The organism is Streptomyces sp. P13-3-3 (assembly GCF_050571355.1).
Lineage (GTDB): Bacteria > Actinomycetota > Actinomycetes > Streptomycetales > Streptomycetaceae > Streptomyces > Streptomyces althioticus.
In genome coordinates, this window is sequence record NZ_CP192228.1 from 3,382,757 (window position 1) to 3,400,584 (window position 17,828).

The window sequence follows — 17,828 nt, forward strand, 5'->3', positions numbered from 1 at the left end:
TACCACTAGTACCTGAGAGCTACCCCGCGGATGAGTCCCCCGGTGGGACGCGGGTTACAGACCACGCTCCGTAACTTCCTTTCCTGGCAGGCCCGATGGGCGGGCGGACGGGAAGGAAGCGCGATGGAGCAGGGGCGCGAGCGGGGGACTCCGGGCACGACACCGGGCGGCGCGGAGATCACGGTGCACCGCCTCGCGGGCCGGCTGCGGCGCGGTCTGCTCGCGGCTCTCGTCGCCGCCGCCGTGGCCGTGCCCCTCGCCGGGGCCGCCGGCCCGCAGGCCCCCGCCCCGCCGCCCGCCCGGCTCGCGCCCCCGGCCGTCGCCGGACTCGACGCGACCTACGCCGCCCACCGGGCCAACGCCGCCGAGGCGGCCCGCACCGCGGCCGACCACGGGTACCGGGACCGCGCGGCCACCGAACACGCCCTGGCCGCACGGCAGTTGCTGTACTTCGACGGACGCGGCGCCGGCCTGGTCACCGAGGTCCTCGGCGACCTCGCGCACGCCGACCGCGTCGCCGTCCTGGTCCCCGGGTCCGACACCGGCATCGACACCTACGACCGCTTCCGCGCCACCGCCGTCGCCCTGCACCAGCGGCTGACGCGGGAAGCGCCCTCCGGCGTGCGCACGGCGGTCGTGGCCTGGCTCGGCTACGAGACGCCCGGCACGGTCAGTCCCTCGGTCGCGACGACCGGCCGCGCGGAGGAGGCGGCGCCCGAACTGCGCACTCTCGTCACGGACGTGCGGTCGGTCGCCGCCCCCCGCGCCCGCGTCTCCCTCCTCTGCCACTCCTACGGCTCCGTCGTCTGCGCGCGGGCCGCCGCCGGACTCGACGTCGACGACCTGGTGTTCCTCGGCAGCCCCGGCACCGGCGCCGACACCGCCGCCGATCTGCGCACCCGCGCCCGGGTGTGGGCCGCGCGCGGCGCCGGCGACTGGGTCGGGCACGTCCCGCACCTCGACGCCACCCTGTTCGGCACCACCGTCGGCTTCGGCACCGACCCCGTGTCGGAGGAGTACGGCGCCCGCGTCTTCGCGGCCGGCGACGGCGGACACAGCGACTACTTCGCCCCCGGCTCCCTCTGCCTGGCCAACCTCACCCGCATCGTCCTCGGCCACACCCAGGAGGTGACCCGATGACCCGCCTGACCGTCGCCCTGCGCGACACCGCCGCCCGCATCGACGCGGCCACCCCCGCCCACCGGGACCGCGCCGTCGACGCCCTACGGGCCTTCGCCGTGCTCGGCGTGGTCCTCGGGCACTGGCTGGTCACCGCACTGGTCGCCGACGGCCGCAGCCTGCGCACCGCGAGCCCGCTCCAGGACATGCCCTGGCTGGCCCCGGTGTCCTGGGCCTTCCAGACCCTCGCCGTGTTCTTCCTGGTCGGCGGGCACGTCGCGACCCGCTCGTACGCCTCGGCGCGGGAGCGCGGGACGCCGTACCGGCGGTGGTTGCACGCCCGGCTGGCGAGGCTGTTCGGGCCGGTCGTCGCCGTCCTCACCCTGTGGACGGTCGTGACGCTCGCGCTGCTGCTGTCCGATGCCGACTACGGGACCGTGCGGACGCTGGTGAAACTGGCGCTGTCCCCGATGTGGTTCCTGCTGGTCTTCGCCGCCCTCACCGCCGCCACCCCGCTGGTCGCCCGGCTGCACCCGCTGTGGCCGCTGGCCGTCGTCCTCCACGTGGACGTGCTCCGCTTCGGTCTCGGCGCCGCCGACGGACTGGGCTGGCTGAACCTCGCCGCGGGCTGGCTGGTGCCGTACACGCTGGGCGCGGCCTGGACCCGGGGCGAGCTGCGGGGCCGCACGTCCGGGTGGGTGCTGCTCGGCGGCGGTACGGCGGCCACGGCGGCACTGGTCATGTGGGCGGGGTATCCGGCCGCGATGGTCGGGGTGCCGGGCGCCGAGGTGTCCAACCTCAACCCGCCGACCCTGGCCGCCGTCACCTTCGGCCTGGCCCAGTGCGGGCTCGCGCTGCTGCTGCGGGACCGGCTGCGCCGCGCGATGCGGAGTCCGGTCGCGTGGGCGGCGGTGGCGCTGGTCAACCTGTCCGCGATGACGGTGTTCCTGTGGCACCAGACCGCCCTGATGGCCACCACCGCCGTGCTCCTCCCGGCAGGCCCGCTGCCCGGCCTGCACACCGTCCCCGACGGCCTCGGCTGGGTCGCCGCCCGGTTGCCCTGGCTGATCGCCTTCGTCCTCGCCCTCGCGGTGTGCGGGGCGGCGTTCCGGTCCTGGGAGCGGGGCGGCCGCCGACGGCGGGTGCGGCCGTCCAAGGTGGTCCGGGCACACCACCCTGTGACCGAGCGGGCCCCGCATGTCTAATCTGAACGGCGTGGCGGACACGGGGGTGGAGCACATACGGCGCTGGCTGGAGGTCCTGCGCGAGGACCTGCTCACGGCGCGGGCTGATCCCCTGCCGCCGTCCACATGGTTGCGGTGGCTGCCCCACGGGGTGGTGTGCCTGGCCGCCTTCGGCGTGTTCATCGGCGGCCTCCCGCAGCTCATGGACCACGGCGGGGTCCCCTTCGGGATCGCCCTCCTCGTCGCGCTCGCCCACGGCTGCGCCATGGTGCTCGCGCTGTGGCGGCCGATACCGGGCTGGTGGGCGTCGATGGCCGCGACGGTGGTCGGCGCGTTCGCGGTGCGCGCCGAGATGGTCGTCGGCGACGACGACTCCTTCAGCTGGCCGTGGAGCTCGGCGGGGCTCATCGGGCACCTGTTCGTGATGCTGCTGCTCGCTCTGCGGGTGCGCACCCGGGTCTCCGTGGAGGCGCTGGCGCTGACCGCGCTGGTCACCTGGGTGCTGCAAGGGTGGATCGGTGCGCGCGACTACCAGTCCACCGGTCTTCTGGCGGTGATCCTGTCCGCCGTCGTGGTCGTCCTCGGCATCGCCCTGCGCGGCCGCCGCGAGGCCCGCGCCGAGCTGGAGCAGCAGACCACGCTCACCGCCGAGGAGCGGGCCCGCCGCACGCTGCTGGAGGAACGCAGCCGCATCGCACGCGAGTTGCACGACGTGGTGGCCCACCACATGTCGGTCATCTCCATCCAGGCGCAGGTCGCCCCGCACCTCGTGAAGGACCCGCCCGACGAGCTCAGGGAGAACCTCGCCGGCATCCGGCAGAACGCCGTGGAGGCGCTCACCGAACTGCGCCGCGTGCTGGACGTGCTGCGCTCCGAACACCCCGCCCCCGGCGAGCGCGCGGACGCCCCGCAGCCCACCCTCGACCGGCTGGAGAACCTGGTGGAGAACACCCGCGCCGCCGGACTCACCGTGACCACCGAGGTCACCGGTGACCGCCGGCCGCTGCCGCCCGGCGTGGAGCTGTCCGCGTACCGGATCGTGCAGGAGGCGCTGAGCAACGTGCTGCGGCACGCGCCCGGCGCGACCGCGCACGTCACCCTCGCCTACGGGCCGCACGCCCTGCGGGTGCAGGTCGTCAACACCGCCCCCACCCGGGAGGCGCCGCCGTCCGCGGGGGCCCGGCACGGGCTGCTCGGCATGCGGGAACGGGCGGTCATGCTCGGCGGCACGCTCACCGCGGGGCCCTGGTCCGGGCGCGGCTTCCGCGTCGAGGCCCGCCTCCCCGTGCCCGCACCCTCCGTCACCGACCCCCTCCCCCAGGACGGCACCGCATGATCCGCGTACTGATCGCCGACGACCAGCAGATGGTCCGGCAGGGCTTCACCGTGCTGCTGAACACGCAGCCCGACATCGAGGTCGTCGGCCAGGCGGTGAACGGTCTGGAGGCCGTCGAGAAGGTCGCCGAACTCCCCCCGGACGTCGTCCTGATGGACATCCGCATGCCCGAACTCGGCGGCATCGAGGCCACCGCCCGCGTCACCGCCGCCCACCCGGAGGTGAAGGTGCTGGTGCTGACCACCTTCGACCTCGACGAGTACGTGTACGAGGCGCTGCGCGCGGGCGCCTCCGGCTTCCTCCTCAAGGACGCCTCCGCCGAGCAGCTCGCCGAGGCGGTGCGGGTGGTGGCGGCCGGGGACGCGCTGCTCGCGCCGGGCGTCACCCGCCGGCTGATCGCCGAGTTCTCCCGCCTGGACCCGCGGCCCCGCACCCCCCTGCGCCAGAAGGTCGACGGCCTCACCGAGCGGGAGACGGAGGTGCTGGCGCTGATCGCGCAGGGCCTGTCCAACGCGGAGATAGCGGTACGGCTCGTGGTCGCCGAGCAGACCGTGAAGACGCACGTCGGCCGGATCCTGGTGAAGCTGGGTCTGCGCGACCGCACCCAGGCGGCGGTGTTCGCGTACGAGTCGGGGCTGGTGCGTCCCTCCGGTTACTGAGCCCGCGCGGACCGTCGGGTAACCCGTGCGCGGCCTGCGTAGTACCTGAGACGGACGCCCCGGAACCCCTCTCAGCGGGGACGACCGGGGTCACCCGCCCGGCCTACCGTGTGAGCGTGACCGAGACGACGCACCAGCAGTCCCCGCGCTCCGGGGACGGGGACCGCAGCCCGGAGTACCGGCTGGCCCAGAACGCCCTCCAGGGGCTGCGCCAGGACCTGTTCCACGACCCCTTCGCCTACCGCCCGATGGGGCCCCGGCCGACGACCGGCCCGCTCCTGCGCCGGCTGCCCCCGCGGATGCGCACGGCGGCGGAACGGCTCCCGCACGCGGTGGTGGGGGCGATCGCCCTGCTCACCCTGCTGATCGGCGCCGTCTCCGGCAGTGAGCCCGGCGGCGACACCAGGGCCCTGCTGGCCGGTCTGCTGTGCGCGCTCCCCGTGGTCGCCACGCTGACCCGGCCGGTCGGCGCGTTCTGGCTGTCGATCGCCGTGAGCCCGTTGACCGCGCTGCTCAACGGCGGCGGCGTGGACTGGCCGTGGATGCCCGGCGCGTTCGTCAGCCACCTCACCGTGCTCGTGGTGGTCGCCCTGCGCACCCGGCCCCGCACCGCCGTCTGGATGTGGGGCGTCACCGCCGCGTACGCGCTCCTGTCGGACATCTTCATCGGCGGGTCGTACTACTACACCAACGGCGGACCGATGCTGATCACCTCGGCGTTCGCCCTGCTCCTCGTCTGCCTCTGGCACGTCCGGCACACCGCGCAGCAGGAGGTCACCGCCCAGCAGACGGTCACCGCGCAGGAGCGGTCCCGGCGCACCCTGCTGGAGGAGCGCACCACCATCGCCCGCGAGCTGCACGACGTGGTGGCCCACCACATGTCGGTGGTCGCCATCCAGGCCGAGGCCGCGCCGTACCGGGTGGAGAACCCGCCGGAGGAGCTGGAGCGCGCCTTCGCCACCATCCGGGAGAACGCCGTCGCCGCCCTCACCGAGCTGCGCCGCATCCTCGGCGTGGTCCGCGCCGAGGACTACGAGGCCCCCGACGCCCCGCAGCCCACCCTCGCCGACCTGGACGCCCTCCTGGTGAACGTGCGGGACGCCGGGCTGACCGTGGAGAAGGTGGTGACCGGCGCGGTGCGGGAGCTGCCGCAGGGCGTGGAGCTGTCGGCGTACCGGATCGTGCAGGAGGCGCTGAGCAACAGCCTGCGGCACGCGCCCGGCGCGAGCGCCCGCGTGGAGATCGGGTACGTTCTCGGCGGACTCGGGGTGCGGGTCGTCAACGGTCCGATGCCCGAGCCGAGCCTGGTGAAGCCCTCACCCGGAGCCGGTCACGGCATCACGGGGATGAGGGAGCGGGTCGCCATGCTGGACGGCGAGATGACCGCGGGACCCACCGAGGACGGCGGTTACGAGGTCGCGGTGTTCCTGCCGGTCGCCGCGGTGAACGAGGGTGACGCATGACCATTCGCGTGCTGATCGCGGACGACCAGATGATGGTGCGCGAGGGCTTCTCCGTGCTGCTCAACGCGATGCCGGACATCGAGGTCGTCGGCGAGGCCGTCAACGGCCGTCAGGCGGTCGACAAGGTCCGCGAACTCGCCCCCGACGTCGTCCTGATGGACATCCGCATGCCGGAGCTCAACGGCATCGAGGCGACCCGCGAGATCGTCGCCGCGGACGGCGCGGCCAAGGTGCTGGTCCTGACCACCTTCGACCTCGACGAGTACGTCTACCAGGCGCTGCGCGCGGGCGCCTCCGGCTTCCTCCTCAAGGACGCCTCCGCCCGTCAGCTCGCCGACGGCGTCCGGGTCGTCGCGGCCGGCGAGGCGCTGCTCGCCCCGTCGGTCACCCGGCGGCTGATCACCGAGTTCTCCAAGCTGTCCGACGCGCCCCGGCTGATGCCGTCCGCGCAGGCCGCGTACGGGGACCTCACCGAGCGGGAGACGGAGGTGCTGGTGCTGATCGCGCAGGGCCTGTCGAACGCGGAGATCGCCGGGCGGCTGGTGGTCGCCGAGTCGACGATCAAGACGCACGTCAGCCGCATCCTGGTGAAGCTGGGCCTGCGCGACCGCACCCAGGCGGCCGTCTTCGCCTACGAGGCGCGTCTCGTCACGCCGGGCTGAGCCGGTGCGGCCTAGGGTGAGGCACATGGAACAGCGCATCACCCTGATCACGCTGGGGGTCACCGACCTCGCCCTGTCGAAGGCCTTCTACGAGGCCCTGGGCTGGCGGGGCCAGGAGGTCCAGGAGACGGTCTTCTTCCAGGCGGGCGGGCTCGGACTGGTCCTGTGGAGCCGGGAGAAGCTGGCCCGGGACTGCGGCCTCGCCCCCGGGACGCCGGGCGGGTTCGGCGGCATCGTCCTCGCGCACAACGTCCGCTCCGACACCGAGGTCGACGAGCTGCTCGCGGCGGCCGACCTGGCCGGGGGCACGGTCACCAAGCCGGCCGTGTTCAACGAGATCGGCTTCTACTCGGGCGTCTTCACCGACCCCGACGGCCACGCCTGGGAGGTCGCCCACAACCCCGGCCTCCCCCTCGCCGAGGACGGCACGGTCACCCTCCCCGACTTCGGCGCCGCCTGACGGGCCGAGCGGCACCCCTGGTCAGAGGGCGGGGCGGCGGACTACCGTCCGTCCATGGCAGCTCCTTCCGACCTCGCTTTCGACCCGTGGGACCCCGCGTTCGTCGCCGACCCGTACCCCGCCTACGCCGCGCTGCGGGAGCAGGGCCGGGTGCGGTACTTCGAGCCGACCGGCCAGTGGCTGGTCGCCCACCACGCGGACGTCTCGGCGCTGCTGCGCGACCGGCGCCTGGGACGCACCTACCTGCACCGGTTCAGCCACGAGGAATTCGGCCGTACCCCGCCCCCGCCGGAGCACGAGCCGTTCCACACGCTCAACGACCACGGCATGCTCGACCTCGAACCGCCGGACCACACCCGCATCCGCCGCCTCGTGTCGAAGGCTTTCACCCCGCGCACGGTCGAGCGCCTGCGGCCGTACGTGCGCACGCTCGCCGACGAGCTGGTGGCGGGGCTCGTCGAGGCGGGCGGCGGCGACCTGCTGCTGGACGTCGCCGAGCCGCTGCCGGTCGCGGTGATCGCGGAGATGCTGGGCATCCCGGAGTCCGACCGCGCGCCGCTGCGGCCCTGGTCGGCGGACATCTGCGGCATGTACGAGCTGAACCCGTCCGAGGAGGCCGCGGCGAAGGCGGTCCGCGCGTCGGTCGAGTTCTCCGGCTACCTGCGCGACCTGATCGCCGAGCGCCGCAAGAACCCCGGCGACGACCTGATCTCCGGCCTGATCGCCGCCCACGACGAGGACGACCGGCTCACCGAGCAGGAGATGATCTCCACCTGCGTGCTGCTGCTCAACGCGGGCCACGAGGCGACCGTGAACTCCACGGTCAACGGCTGGTGGGCGCTGTTCCGCCACCCCGACCAGCTCGCCGCCCTGCGCGCCGACCACTCCCTCGTCCCCACCGCGGTCGAGGAGCTGATGCGCTACGACACCCCGCTCCAGCTCTTCGAACGCTGGGTGCTGGACGAGATCGAGATCGACGGCCAGGTGATCCCGCGCGGCGCGGAGATCGCGATGCTGTTCGGCTCCGCCAACCACGACCCGGCGGTCTTCACCGACCCGTCCCGCCTGGACCTCACCCGCCGCGACAACCCGCACATCTCCTTCAGCGCCGGCATCCACTACTGCATCGGCGCCCCCCTGGCCCGCATCGAACTGGCCGCCTCGATGACAGCCCTCCTGGAACAAGCCCCCACCCTCCGCCTGGCGGCGGAACCGGTCCGCAAGCCGAACTTCGTGATCAGGGGACTGGAGGGACTGGAGGTCGAGGTGTGACCCACCGGCCGGACGGTCACTTCAGGCCGAGGTCCCGGCGGCGGAACCCCGCGGGTGAGATCACGAAACGGCGGTCCGGAAGTGACGGTATCGGTACCCTGAGTGATGGCTGGTCCGGTACGAGGGGAGGGCGCATCATGACAGTCATGGCTGAGCGACCGACGACACGCGGTACCGAGCCCGACAGCTTCGAGAACCTGCTGAGGACTCTCGACGAGCTGGACGTGCCCGACGGCTACAAGGCCGAGATCGTCAGGGGGAGCATCGTCGTGTCGCCGTGGCAGAAGGCCTACTACCTCAGGGTCATGGAGCTGATCTGCGACCGACTGCGTCCGCATCTGCCCGACGGGCACCGCGTCAGCGGACTCCCGGCGCTGTACGTGTTTCCCGGAGTCGAGCGCGCCTACGGCCCCGATGTGCACGCGGCTCACGAGTCGGCACGGGAGAGCATCAGCCACCACCTGGACGGCGAGGCGCTCTCCTTCGTCGCGGAGCTGACCTCGCCGTCGACGCGGGACGCCGACCTCCACGACAAGGTGAGCGTCTACGGCAAGGCGGGCGTCCCTGTCTACCTCGTCCTCAACATGCAGGACGAGGAGGCCACCGTCTACTCGAGCCCGTCGCCCGAGGTGGGGTACGAGGAGAGCCTCACCAAACCGTTCGGCGAGAAACTCAGTATCCCCGACCCGTTCGGCTGCGTCCTCGACACCTCTGGGTTCGCGGCCCCCGGAGCCCGTCACTAACGCGACGGGACCGTCAGCCCCCATGCGCCCTCCCGGACCTCCCACGTGCGGGTGCGGACCGGGCCGGAGACCGCCGCGTCGGCGCGGTAGCGGAAGTGGGCGCCGGAGACCGTGATCGTGCGGGCCTCCGCCGACAGGGGGGACGCCTCCGCGCCGACCGAGACCGGGCGGACCTCGACGTGGGCGGTGCCCGAGGCGCCGGGGACGACCGAGACGGCCTCCACCGACTGGTGCAGGTCGACGAGCGTCTCCCCGTCCACCTCCACCCGCAGCCGCGTCGGCCCCGACCCCGGCGCGGCGGGCGGCCGGGCGGGCGCCAGGGTGCGCACCAGGGAGCGGCAGGTCCGCAGCCAGGGGTGGGTCACCCCGTCGGCGGCGTCCCGCTCGGGGGACACGGCGCCCAGCGGGGGGATCCGCAGCGCGCCCAGCACCACCCCGTCGCTGTCGTCGACCATCAGGTCCATCCGCCGCTCCGCCCCGTCCAGCACGGCCCGTGCCGCGGCCACCGCCCCGGACGGCACGCCCAGGGCCCGGGCGAGCGACACCGAGCCGCCCACGGGCACCAGGGACAGCGCGCACCCGGCCAGCTCCCGCTGCCGGTGCAGCAGCTCCACCGCGCGCACCAGCGCCCGGTCGTCGCCCACCACCACCGGACGCCGTGAGCCGCGCCGGGCGAGCGCCCGGGCGAATTCCTCGGGGCCGTCCGGCAGGCACACCTTCGCGCCGGCCGCACCCGCGCGGAGGACGTCCCGCGCGATCCGGACCGACTCGCCGTCCGCCCGCCGGGCGACCGGATCGATGACCACCAGGAGCTGATCGGACGTCGCGGAAGATGTCCCGGATGTCGCCACCTCGGCCATGCCTCGCTTCCTCGGGTAGCATCTTTGTGCAAGAGCCCCTTTGCGCTATTGCGCCAGGGGCTTCGTCTATTCCGGGGCATCCGGTCCGACGGTTGGCGGCCAACGGTGGTCGCGGTGCACGCGGCGGAGATCCTCCGTGTGCGCCCCTGACCTTGGACATGCCCCGCCCGGAAGGGGTGTACGCGCGTGCCCGCACTTGTGCTGCTCGGTGCTCAGTGGGGTGACGAAGGCAAGGGAAAGGCGACGGACCTGCTCGGTGGTTCCGTCGACTATGTGGTGCGCTACCAGGGCGGCAACAACGCCGGCCACACGGTGGTCGTGGGCGATCAGAAGTACGCCCTTCACCTGCTCCCTTCCGGGATTCTCTCCCCCGGCTGCACGCCGGTCATCGGTAACGGCGTCGTCGTCGACCCGTCGGTCCTGCTCTCCGAGCTGAGCGGTCTGAACGAGCGCGGCGTCGACACGTCCAAGCTCCTGATCAGCGGTAACGCGCACATCATCACGCCGTACAACGTGACGGTGGACAAGGTGACCGAGCGTTTCCTCGGCAAGCGGAAGATCGGCACCACCGGCCGCGGCATCGGCCCGACCTACGCCGACAAGATCAACCGCGTCGGCATCCGGGTGCAGGACCTCTACGACGAGTCGATCCTCACCCAGAAGGTCGAAGCGGCGCTCGACGTCAAGAACCAGATGCTCACCAAGCTCTACAACCGGCGCGCGATCGCCGTCGGCCAGGTGGTCGAGGAGCTGCTGGACTACGCGGACAAGCTGGCGCCGTACGTCGCCGACACCGTGCTGGTGCTCAACCAGGCGCTGGAGCAGGACAAGGTGGTCCTCTTCGAGGGCGGCCAGGGCACCCTGCTCGACATCGACCACGGCACGTACCCCTTCGTCACCTCGTCGAACCCGACCGCGGGCGGCGCCTGCACCGGCGCCGGCGTGGGCCCGACGAAGATCAGCCGGGTCATCGGCATCCTCAAGGCGTACACCACCCGCGTCGGCGCCGGACCGTTCCCGACGGAGCTGTTCGACGAGGACGGCGAGGCGCTGCGCCGCATCGGCGGCGAGCGGGGCGTCACCACCGGCCGTGACCGCCGCTGCGGCTGGTTCGACGCGGTGATCGCCCGCTACGCGACCCGGGTGAACGGCCTGACGGACTTCTTCCTCACCAAGCTCGACGTCCTCACCGGCTGGGAGCAGATCCCGGTCTGCGTGGCGTACGAGATCGACGGCAAGCGCGTCGAGGAGCTGCCCTACTCGCAGACCGACTTCCACCACGCGAAGCCGGTCTACGAGATGCTGCCGGGCTGGAACGAGGACATCAGCAAGGCGAAGTCCTTCTCCGACCTGCCGAAGAACGCCCAGGCGTACGTGAAGGCCCTGGAGGAGATGTCCGGCGCCCCGATCTCCGCGATCGGCGTGGGCCCGGGCCGTACCGAGACGATCGAGATCAACTCGTTCCTCTAGGCCTGCCTGTCCGTGCCCCGGCGCCCGCGTGGGCGCCGGGGCACAGACATAGCCTGGACGTGTACCGCCGCGTGCATCGACGTGGAAGAGGGTGAGTGCGATGCGCGTGATGCTCAAGGCGACACTGGACACGGAGAAGTCGAACGAGCTCATCCGCAGCGGGAAGCTGCCCGAGCTGATGAGCGAGACCCTGGAGCGGCTGCACCCCGAGGCCGCCTACTTCGGGCCGCTCGGCGGCCGGCGGACCTGTCTGCTCGTCCTCGACCTTCAGGACAGCTCACAGATCGCGCCCACCGGCGAGCCGTTCTTCTCGGAGATGCACGCCGAGGTCGAGATGCCCCCGGTGATGAACGCGGAGGACCTGCGGGAAGGGCTCTCCGAGCTGCGGTGACGCTCAGCTGAAGACGATCATCGAGCCCTGGGCCAGGCTCCGCGTGGCCGCCGCGTGGAGACCGAGCCACACGTGCCGCTCGCGGGCGAACGGGCTCGGGTCGTAGGGCGCGGGGACCGCCGGCTCCTCCAGCTCGGTCGGGGCCCGCGGCGGCTCGGGCGCGGCCGGCGGGTTCGTCGGGTCGATGCCGATCGACGGGGCGACCAGCTCCAGTTCGCGCAGCAGCGCGTGCGAGGAGCCCAACGGGCCGCCTCCGGCGAGAAGTTCGTCGCTGGACAGCGGGCTCGGGAAGTCCACGGGCACGTACGCGCCCGCGTGGTCGTAGTGCCACACCAGGTGCGACTGCTGGGCCGTCGCCTCGAACATCTCCAGCAACTGCTCGTAGTCGCCGCCCAGTTCGTCCACCGGGGTGACCGGGAGACCGCAGACCTGGAGCAGGTACACGCGCCGCAGGAAGTGCAGGGCGTCGTAGTCGAACCCGGCGACCGGGGCGACGTCGCCGGTCAGTCCCGGCATGTACTGGTACACCGGCACCGGCGGCAGTCCCGCGTCGGCCAGCACCGTGTTGTACTGCGCGAGTTCCTCGGCGAAGGGGTTGTCGGGCGTGTGGCACAACACGTCGACGAGCGGTACCAGCCACAGGTCACAGGCCAAAAGAGGACTCCTCGCATCGCGCGGTCGTCGGGTGGGACGTCCGGGTCCGGGAAGACGGTTCGGGACAGGGGTCAGGGAAGCGTATCGGCGTCCCGGGCGGACCGATCCTCCTGTGCGGGCCGTCGTACAGGTCCTTTACCCGCCGTGTCGGCCGTCAGGCCCTCGACGAGGGACAGGGAGTAGGCGGTGTACGCGTCGAGGATGGCGCGCGCGGCGGCCGTGTCGCCGTCGGTCAGGGCGTCCACCAGCTCGGTGTGACGCGCCCAGAGCCGGCCCCGTGTGTCGGGCAGCTGCCGCAGGTGCTGCACCACGTACACCCACATCTGCACCCGCAGCCGGTGCAGGAAGTCGGTGAGGTACGGATTGCCGAACGCGGACGCCAGCTCCCGCCAGAACCGCAGGTCGTAGCCGATCAGCACGGTGACCTCGCCGGCCAGGGCCGCGCGCCGGGCCTCCTCGCCGCGCCGCCGCACCCCAGCGAGGTGCGCCGCGAGGCGCGGCTCGTCGGGCCGCAGGCGGGGTGCGCCGCCGTGGGTGAGCGCGTGGAACATCCCCTCGGTGACCAGGCTGCGCGCCTCGATCATGCCGCGGAAGTCGTCGGCGGAGTACTCGTGCACCCGGAAGCCCCGGTGCTGGTCGGCGTCCAGCAGGCCCTGCGCCGACAGGTCGACCAGCGCCTCCCGCACGGGCGTCGCGGACACCCCGTACTGGTCGGCGATCTCCTTGACGGTGAACTCCTGCCCCGGCTGGAGCCGCCCCGCCAGCACCTCGTCACGGAGCGCGTCGGCGATCTGCTGCCGCAGGGTGCTGCGGGTCACGGCGACGGTGCCGAGGCGGGGCATGGTCGGGGCGTCTCCCTCATCGCGTTCGAGTGGCGTGCTCGCAAAAGTCCACGGGCACGCCACCTTACGCGGTTCGACGCCGGGGCCGGATGTTCGAACGGGCGCGAGGGGAGACCCCTCGCGCCCGCTGCCAGGCCGGTGGCTCAGCCGGTCACCTCACGTGCTCGTCGGCCACCGACAGGGCCGCGTCGAGGGCCGCCAGGCCCTCCTTCAGCTCGGCCTCACTCGTGTTGAGCGGGGGCACGACGTGGGTGCGGTTCATGTTCACGAACGGCCACAGGCCGGCCTTCTTCGCGGCGGCGGCGAACGCGGCCATCGGGGCGTTCGCCTCGCCGGACGCGTTGTACGGCACCAGCGGCTCCCGGGTCTCCCGGTCACGCACCAGCTCCACCGCCCAGAACATGCCGGTGCCGCGCACCTCGCCGACGCTCGGGTGACGCTCGGCCAGCTCCCGCAGACCCGGGCCGACGACGGACGCGCCGAGGGAGGCCGCGTTCTCGACGAGGCCCTCCTCCTCCATCACGTTGATCGTCGCGACGGCGGCGGCGCAGGCCAGCGGGTGCCCGGAGTAGGTCAGGCCGCCCGGGTAGGGGCGGGTGGCGAAGGTGGCCGCGATCTCCGCGGAGATGGCGACACCGCCCAGCGGGACGTAGCCGGAGTTCACGCCCTTGGCGAAGGTCATCAGGTCCGGCACGACGTCGTACAGGTCGGCCGCGAACCACGTGCCGGCGCGGCCGAACCCGGCCATCACCTCGTCCAGCACCAGGACGATGCCGTACTTGTCGCACAGTTCGCGGACGCCCGCGAGGTAGCCGGGCGGGGGCGGCATGATGCCGGCCGTGCCCGGGATGGTCTCCAGGATGATCGCGGCGATCGTCGAGGGCCCCTCGAAGGCGATCGTCGTCTCCAGGTGCTCCAGCGCCCGCGCGCACTCCTGCTCCTCGGTCTCGGAGTAGAAGCGCGAGCGGTACAGGAACGGCGCCCAGAAGTGCACGACCCCGGCGGTGGCGCTGTCGGACGCCCAGCGGCGCGGGTCGCCGGTGACGTTCACCGCCTGCTGGGTGCCGCCGTGGTACGAGCGGTACGCGGAGAGCACCTTGGGCCGGCCGGTGTGCAGGCGGGCCATGCGCAGGGCGTGCTCCACGGCGTCGGCGCCGCCGTTGGTGAAGAAGATCTTGTCCAGGTCGCCGGGGGTGCGCTCGGCGATCAGCCGGGCCGCCTCGGAGCGCGCCTCGACGGCGAACGCGGGCGCGAACGTCGTCATCCGCGCCGCCTGCTCCTGGATCGCGGCGACGACCTTGGGGTGCTGGTAGCCGATGTTCGTGTAGACGAGGCCGCTGGTGAAGTCCAGGTAGCGGCGGCCGTCGTAGTCCCAGAAGTACGAGCCCTCCGCCCCGGCGACGGCGAGCGGGTCGATGAGCTCCTGCGCGGACCAGGAGTGGAACACGTGCGCACGGTCGGCGGCCTTGACGGCCGCACCGGCCTCGGGGTTGGGCTGAGGGGTCATGCGCCCGAGCGTAGGCGGAGGCGGTGGACGAGCGACATCGGCGGGGTGTCTGCGGTGCGGGGGTTTCCGCGACAGGTTGTCGACAAGGGCGAGGACTCGGGGAGGGGCGAGTGGCCGGGCGAGTGATTGACAGCTTGCTGTCATGGTGACAGACTGCTGTCATAGCTCGCCGGAGGAATCGAACCCAGGGAGCGGTCATGACCCGCAAGCCCGTGCATCTCGCCCTCTACGACACCTGGGCCGACTGGGAGACCGGTCACGCCACCGCGCACCTCGCCCTCGCGGGCTTCGAGGTCCGCACCGCGACCCCCGGCGGCCGGCCCGTCACCAGCACCGGCGGCCTCCACGCCGGCCCCGACCTCGCGCTGGAGGAGCTGCGCCCCGAGGACAGCTCCCTGCTGATCCTCCCCGGCGCCACCGCCTGGGACGAGGGCGACGACCTCGCCCCCGTCGCGCGCACCGCCCGCGCCTTCCTCGAGGCGGGCGTGCCGGTCGCCGCGATCTGCGGCGCCACCGCCGGCCTCGCCCGCGAGGGCCTGCTCGACGACCGGGCGCACACCAGTGCCGCCGCCCCGTACCTCGCGGCGACCGGATACGCGGGCGCCGGGCGGTACGTGGAGGCCGACGCCGTCACCGACGGTTCGCTCGTCACCGCCGGACCGACCGAACCCGTCGCCTTCGCCCGCGAGGTCCTCCGCCTGCTCGGCGCCTACGACGACAAGGCGGTCGACGCCTGGTACCGGCTGTTCCACCACTCCGACCCGGCCGCGTACGCCGAGTGGACGGAGGCGGTGAGCCGATGAGCCGGGAGGAACAGGACCTGCTCGGCCGGGCCGCGCTCGGCGCCTTCAAGCTCAACGGCCAGTTCCTCGCGGTCGCGGAGGAGCTGGCCAGGCCCGCCGGGATCACCGCCGCACGGTGGCAGGTGCTGGGCGCCGTGCTCGGGGAGCCGCTGCCGGTGTCCGGGATCGCCCGCGTCATGGGCATCACCCGGCAGAGCGTGCAGCGCGTCGCCGACCTGCTGGTGGAGCAGGGGCTCGCCGAGTACCGGCCCAACCCCGCCCACCGCCGGGCCAAACTCCTCGCCCCGACCGAGGAGGGGTACGCGGCCGTCCGCCGCATCGACCCCGGCCACGCGGCCTTCGCCGCACGGCTCGCGACGGCGTACCGGGAGGCGCACGGGGAGGAAGGGCTCGCGGAGGCGGTACGGGCGATGGAACGCCTGTCCACGGTGCTCGACGGCCTCGGCCCGCCTGTTACGGAACCGTAGACGTCGCCCGGCCCGGCCGGCACCGGCCCGCCACTATCCTCGATCCGTTGCTCACTGCGGGGGAAGGCGGCGCAGCGATGGACCAGCTCGGGATCGGGGATCCGCAGACGATCGGGGGCTACCGGCTGCTCGCACGGCTGGGCGCCGGCGGCATGGGCCAGGTCTACCTCGCCCGCTCCGACCGGGGACGCACCGTCGCCGTGAAACTGGTCCGCGAGGAGCTCGCCCGCCAGGAGGAGTTCCGCGCCCGCTTCCGCCAGGAGGTGCGGGCCGCCCGGCAGGTCGGCGGCGACTGGACCGCACCCGTGCTGGACGCCGACACCGAGGCGGCCGTGCCGTGGGTGGCCACCGGGTACGTCGCCGGGCCGAGCCTCCAGCAGGTGGTGGGCCACGACCACGGGGCGCTGCCCGAGCGGTCGGTGCGCATCCTCGGCGCGGGCCTCGCCCACGCCCTCAAGGACATCCACGCGGCCGGGATCGTCCACCGCGACCTCAAGCCGTCCAACGTCCTCGTCACCATCGACGGGCCCCGCGTCATCGACTTCGGCATCGCCCGCGCGCTGGAGACGGTCACCGACGGCGGACTCACCCGCACCGGCGCGCTCGTCGGCTCGCCCGGCTTCATGGCGCCCGAGCAGGTGCGCGGCGACCGCATCACGCCCGCCTGCGACGTGTTCTGCCTCGGCTCCGTGCTCACCTACGCGGCGACCGGCGCGCTGCCGTTCGGCACCGCCGACAGCGGGGTGCACGCGCTGATGTTCCGCATCGCGCAGGAGGAACCCGACCTCACGCAGGTGCCCGAGGGGCTCGCCGACCTGGTGCGGTCGTGCCTGCGCAAGGACCCGGCGGCCCGGCCCACGCTCGACGAGGTGCTGGCCGCCACCGGCGCGGAGGACACGGTCGCCGACGGCCGCTCCCGCGATCCGTGGCTGCCCAGCGCGCTGGTCGCCCAGCTCGGCCGGCACGCCGTACGGCTCCTCGACGCGGAGGACCCCCAGGCGCCGGCGCCCTCCGGGGAGCCGGGAGGGGAGGCGCCCGCCGAGCACGCGCGCGCCGCCGACGACGGCGCTGTCCCGCCCCCGCCGGGACAGCCCGGCGTGAACCACCTGCCCACGGTCGTGGTCGGCCAGGGCGGCGCCCCGGCCCCACCGCCGGGACCGGCACCGGGACCCGCGCAGGGTGGGGCGTACGGCGGAGGCGCCTACGGCCAACCGCAGCAGCACCCGCAGCCGCCCGCGTACGGCTACCCGTACGGCGGCCACGCCGCGGGCGCGACCCCGCCCTACGGCCCGCCGCCGTACGTTCCCCCACCGCACGGGCCGCGCCGCGACAACCGCTCCACCGCGCTGCTCGTGGTGATCGCGCTGGTGGTGGCGCTCGCCGCGGGCGGCAGTGTGTACGCGCTGATGAACGGCGCCCGGGACGACGACCGCGCGGGCGGCGACCCGTCGACGCCCGCCGCGCCGAGCAGCGCACCGCAGGGCACCGGCGACGCGGCCACCACCGACGACGCGCCGCCCGAGGAGACGCGCTCACCGAGCGGCAGCGAGCCCGAGGACGGGACGGTCCCGGAGGAGTTCCTGGGCCGCTGGTCGACCACCATCGACAACGACAGCGGCTCCCACAGCCGCCGCCTCACCGTGCGGCAGGGCGAGGCCGGCGACACGGTGATGTCCCTGGTGGCCGACGGCCCCACCGGCGACGGCACCTACCACTGCGTCTTCGAGGCCCGCCTCACCGACGCCTCCGACGGCCGCCTCCGGATCGGCCCCTCCACGGTCACCGTCGGCGAACCCCGCTCCGCCTGCACCCCCGGCTCCGCCAGCGAGATCACCCTGCTCCCGGACGGCACCCTCCGCCGCGAAAGCACCGGCACGGGCGAACGGCTGACGTACACCCGCGACTGACGGCTGCCGCGCGCCGCCGCCCGCGGGCA

The 17,828-nt window shown here is 73.4% G+C and carries 18 protein-coding genes; 14 read left to right on the forward strand and 4 right to left on the reverse strand.

Going from position 1 to position 17,828, the window contains the following annotated elements:
• Nucleotides 1-123: 123 nt before the first annotated feature.
• The 9 genes from ACQZOG_RS15455 to ACQZOG_RS15495 all read left to right on the forward strand — a co-directional run bounded on the left by ACQZOG_RS15455 (nucleotide 124) and on the right by ACQZOG_RS15495 (nucleotide 8,898).
• Nucleotides 124-1,140 carry an alpha/beta hydrolase gene (locus ACQZOG_RS15455; RefSeq protein WP_430741561.1) on the forward strand — a complete coding sequence of 339 codons (1,017 nt, stop codon included), beginning with the start codon at nucleotides 124-126 and terminating at the stop codon, nucleotides 1,138-1,140.
• Nucleotides 1,137-2,324 carry an acyltransferase family protein gene (locus ACQZOG_RS15460; protein ID WP_387757804.1) on the forward strand — a complete coding sequence of 396 codons (1,188 nt, stop codon included), beginning with the start codon at nucleotides 1,137-1,139 and terminating at the stop codon, nucleotides 2,322-2,324. Before ACQZOG_RS15455 ends, ACQZOG_RS15460 begins: the two co-directional genes overlap by 4 nt.
• Nucleotides 2,317-3,639 carry a sensor histidine kinase gene (locus ACQZOG_RS15465; protein WP_387757802.1) on the forward strand — a complete coding sequence of 441 codons (1,323 nt, stop codon included), beginning with the start codon at nucleotides 2,317-2,319 and terminating at the stop codon, nucleotides 3,637-3,639. The genes ACQZOG_RS15460 and ACQZOG_RS15465 overlap by 8 nt, the downstream gene beginning before the upstream one ends.
• Entirely contained in the window at nucleotides 3,636-4,298 is a 663-nt protein-coding gene (locus ACQZOG_RS15470) for a response regulator (RefSeq protein WP_033274818.1), read from the forward strand. Before ACQZOG_RS15465 ends, ACQZOG_RS15470 begins: the two co-directional genes overlap by 4 nt.
• A gap of 116 nt (nucleotides 4,299-4,414) precedes the next feature.
• The gene (locus ACQZOG_RS15475) at nucleotides 4,415-5,761 is read left to right on the forward strand and encodes a sensor histidine kinase (RefSeq protein ID WP_193454442.1); all 1,347 of its coding nucleotides are present in this window, start codon (nucleotides 4,415-4,417) and stop codon (nucleotides 5,759-5,761) included.
• Entirely contained in the window at nucleotides 5,758-6,423 is a 666-nt protein-coding gene (locus ACQZOG_RS15480) for a response regulator (protein ID WP_033274820.1), read from the forward strand. The genes ACQZOG_RS15475 and ACQZOG_RS15480 overlap by 4 nt, the downstream gene beginning before the upstream one ends.
• A gap of 25 nt (nucleotides 6,424-6,448) precedes the next feature.
• Nucleotides 6,449-6,883, forward strand: a complete 435-nt coding sequence (locus ACQZOG_RS15485) for a VOC family protein (RefSeq protein ID WP_193454444.1) — start codon at nucleotides 6,449-6,451, stop codon at nucleotides 6,881-6,883.
• A gap of 54 nt (nucleotides 6,884-6,937) precedes the next feature.
• A complete protein-coding gene (locus ACQZOG_RS15490; RefSeq protein WP_230228964.1) occupies nucleotides 6,938-8,155 on the forward strand; it encodes a cytochrome P450 in 1,218 nt (405 codons plus the stop codon).
• A 137-nt stretch (nucleotides 8,156-8,292) separates the two neighbouring features.
• A complete protein-coding gene (locus ACQZOG_RS15495) occupies nucleotides 8,293-8,898 on the forward strand; it encodes a Uma2 family endonuclease (protein WP_193468072.1) in 606 nt (201 codons plus the stop codon).
• Here the strand turns inward: ACQZOG_RS15495 and ACQZOG_RS15500 are convergent.
• Nucleotides 8,895-9,758, reverse strand: coding sequence for a diacylglycerol kinase family protein (locus ACQZOG_RS15500; protein ID WP_033274827.1), 864 nt, complete (start codon nucleotides 9,756-9,758; stop codon nucleotides 8,895-8,897). The two genes, ACQZOG_RS15495 and ACQZOG_RS15500, sit on opposite strands and share 4 nt — an antisense overlap.
• A gap of 186 nt (nucleotides 9,759-9,944) precedes the next feature.
• On the opposite strand from ACQZOG_RS15500, the gene ACQZOG_RS15505 reads away from it, so the two are divergent.
• Together ACQZOG_RS15505 and ACQZOG_RS15510 are read left to right on the forward strand one after the other, a co-directional pair.
• Nucleotides 9,945-11,228, forward strand: coding sequence for an adenylosuccinate synthase (locus tag ACQZOG_RS15505; protein ID WP_033274828.1), 1,284 nt, complete (start codon nucleotides 9,945-9,947; stop codon nucleotides 11,226-11,228).
• Nucleotides 11,229-11,328: 100 nt separating this feature from the next.
• Nucleotides 11,329-11,619 (forward strand): hypothetical protein, encoded by a 291-nt coding sequence (locus ACQZOG_RS15510; protein WP_430741562.1) that lies wholly within the window; start codon nucleotides 11,329-11,331, stop codon nucleotides 11,617-11,619.
• A gap of 3 nt (nucleotides 11,620-11,622) precedes the next feature.
• Here ACQZOG_RS15510 and ACQZOG_RS15515 read toward each other — a convergent pair whose 3' ends face one another.
• The 3 genes from ACQZOG_RS15515 to ACQZOG_RS15525 form a co-directional block, all read right to left on the reverse strand.
• Nucleotides 11,623-12,273, reverse strand: coding sequence for a hypothetical protein (locus ACQZOG_RS15515; RefSeq protein ID WP_230228968.1), 651 nt, complete (start codon nucleotides 12,271-12,273; stop codon nucleotides 11,623-11,625).
• A gap of 71 nt (nucleotides 12,274-12,344) precedes the next feature.
• Nucleotides 12,345-13,115: a GntR family transcriptional regulator gene (locus tag ACQZOG_RS15520; RefSeq protein ID WP_037640808.1), complete on the reverse strand. Its 771-nt coding sequence runs from the start codon at nucleotides 13,113-13,115 to the stop codon at nucleotides 12,345-12,347.
• A 151-nt stretch (nucleotides 13,116-13,266) separates the two neighbouring features.
• The gene (locus ACQZOG_RS15525; protein WP_430741563.1) at nucleotides 13,267-14,622 is read right to left on the reverse strand and encodes an aspartate aminotransferase family protein; all 1,356 of its coding nucleotides are present in this window, start codon (nucleotides 14,620-14,622) and stop codon (nucleotides 13,267-13,269) included.
• Nucleotides 14,623-14,819: 197 nt separating this feature from the next.
• On the opposite strand from ACQZOG_RS15525, the gene ACQZOG_RS15530 reads away from it, so the two are divergent.
• The 3 genes from ACQZOG_RS15530 (at nucleotide 14,820) to ACQZOG_RS15540 (ending at nucleotide 17,799) form a co-directional block, all read left to right on the forward strand.
• Nucleotides 14,820-15,425 (forward strand): DJ-1/PfpI family protein, encoded by a 606-nt coding sequence (locus tag ACQZOG_RS15530; RefSeq protein ID WP_359520435.1) that lies wholly within the window; start codon nucleotides 14,820-14,822, stop codon nucleotides 15,423-15,425.
• Nucleotides 15,422-15,892 (forward strand): MarR family winged helix-turn-helix transcriptional regulator, encoded by a 471-nt coding sequence (locus ACQZOG_RS15535; RefSeq protein ID WP_033274834.1) that lies wholly within the window; start codon nucleotides 15,422-15,424, stop codon nucleotides 15,890-15,892. The genes ACQZOG_RS15530 and ACQZOG_RS15535 overlap by 4 nt, the downstream gene beginning before the upstream one ends.
• Before the next feature lie 77 nt (nucleotides 15,893-15,969).
• Nucleotides 15,970-17,799 carry a serine/threonine-protein kinase gene (locus ACQZOG_RS15540; protein ID WP_430741564.1) on the forward strand — a complete coding sequence of 610 codons (1,830 nt, stop codon included), beginning with the start codon at nucleotides 15,970-15,972 and terminating at the stop codon, nucleotides 17,797-17,799.
• The last annotated feature ends 29 nt before the right edge of the window (nucleotides 17,800-17,828 follow it).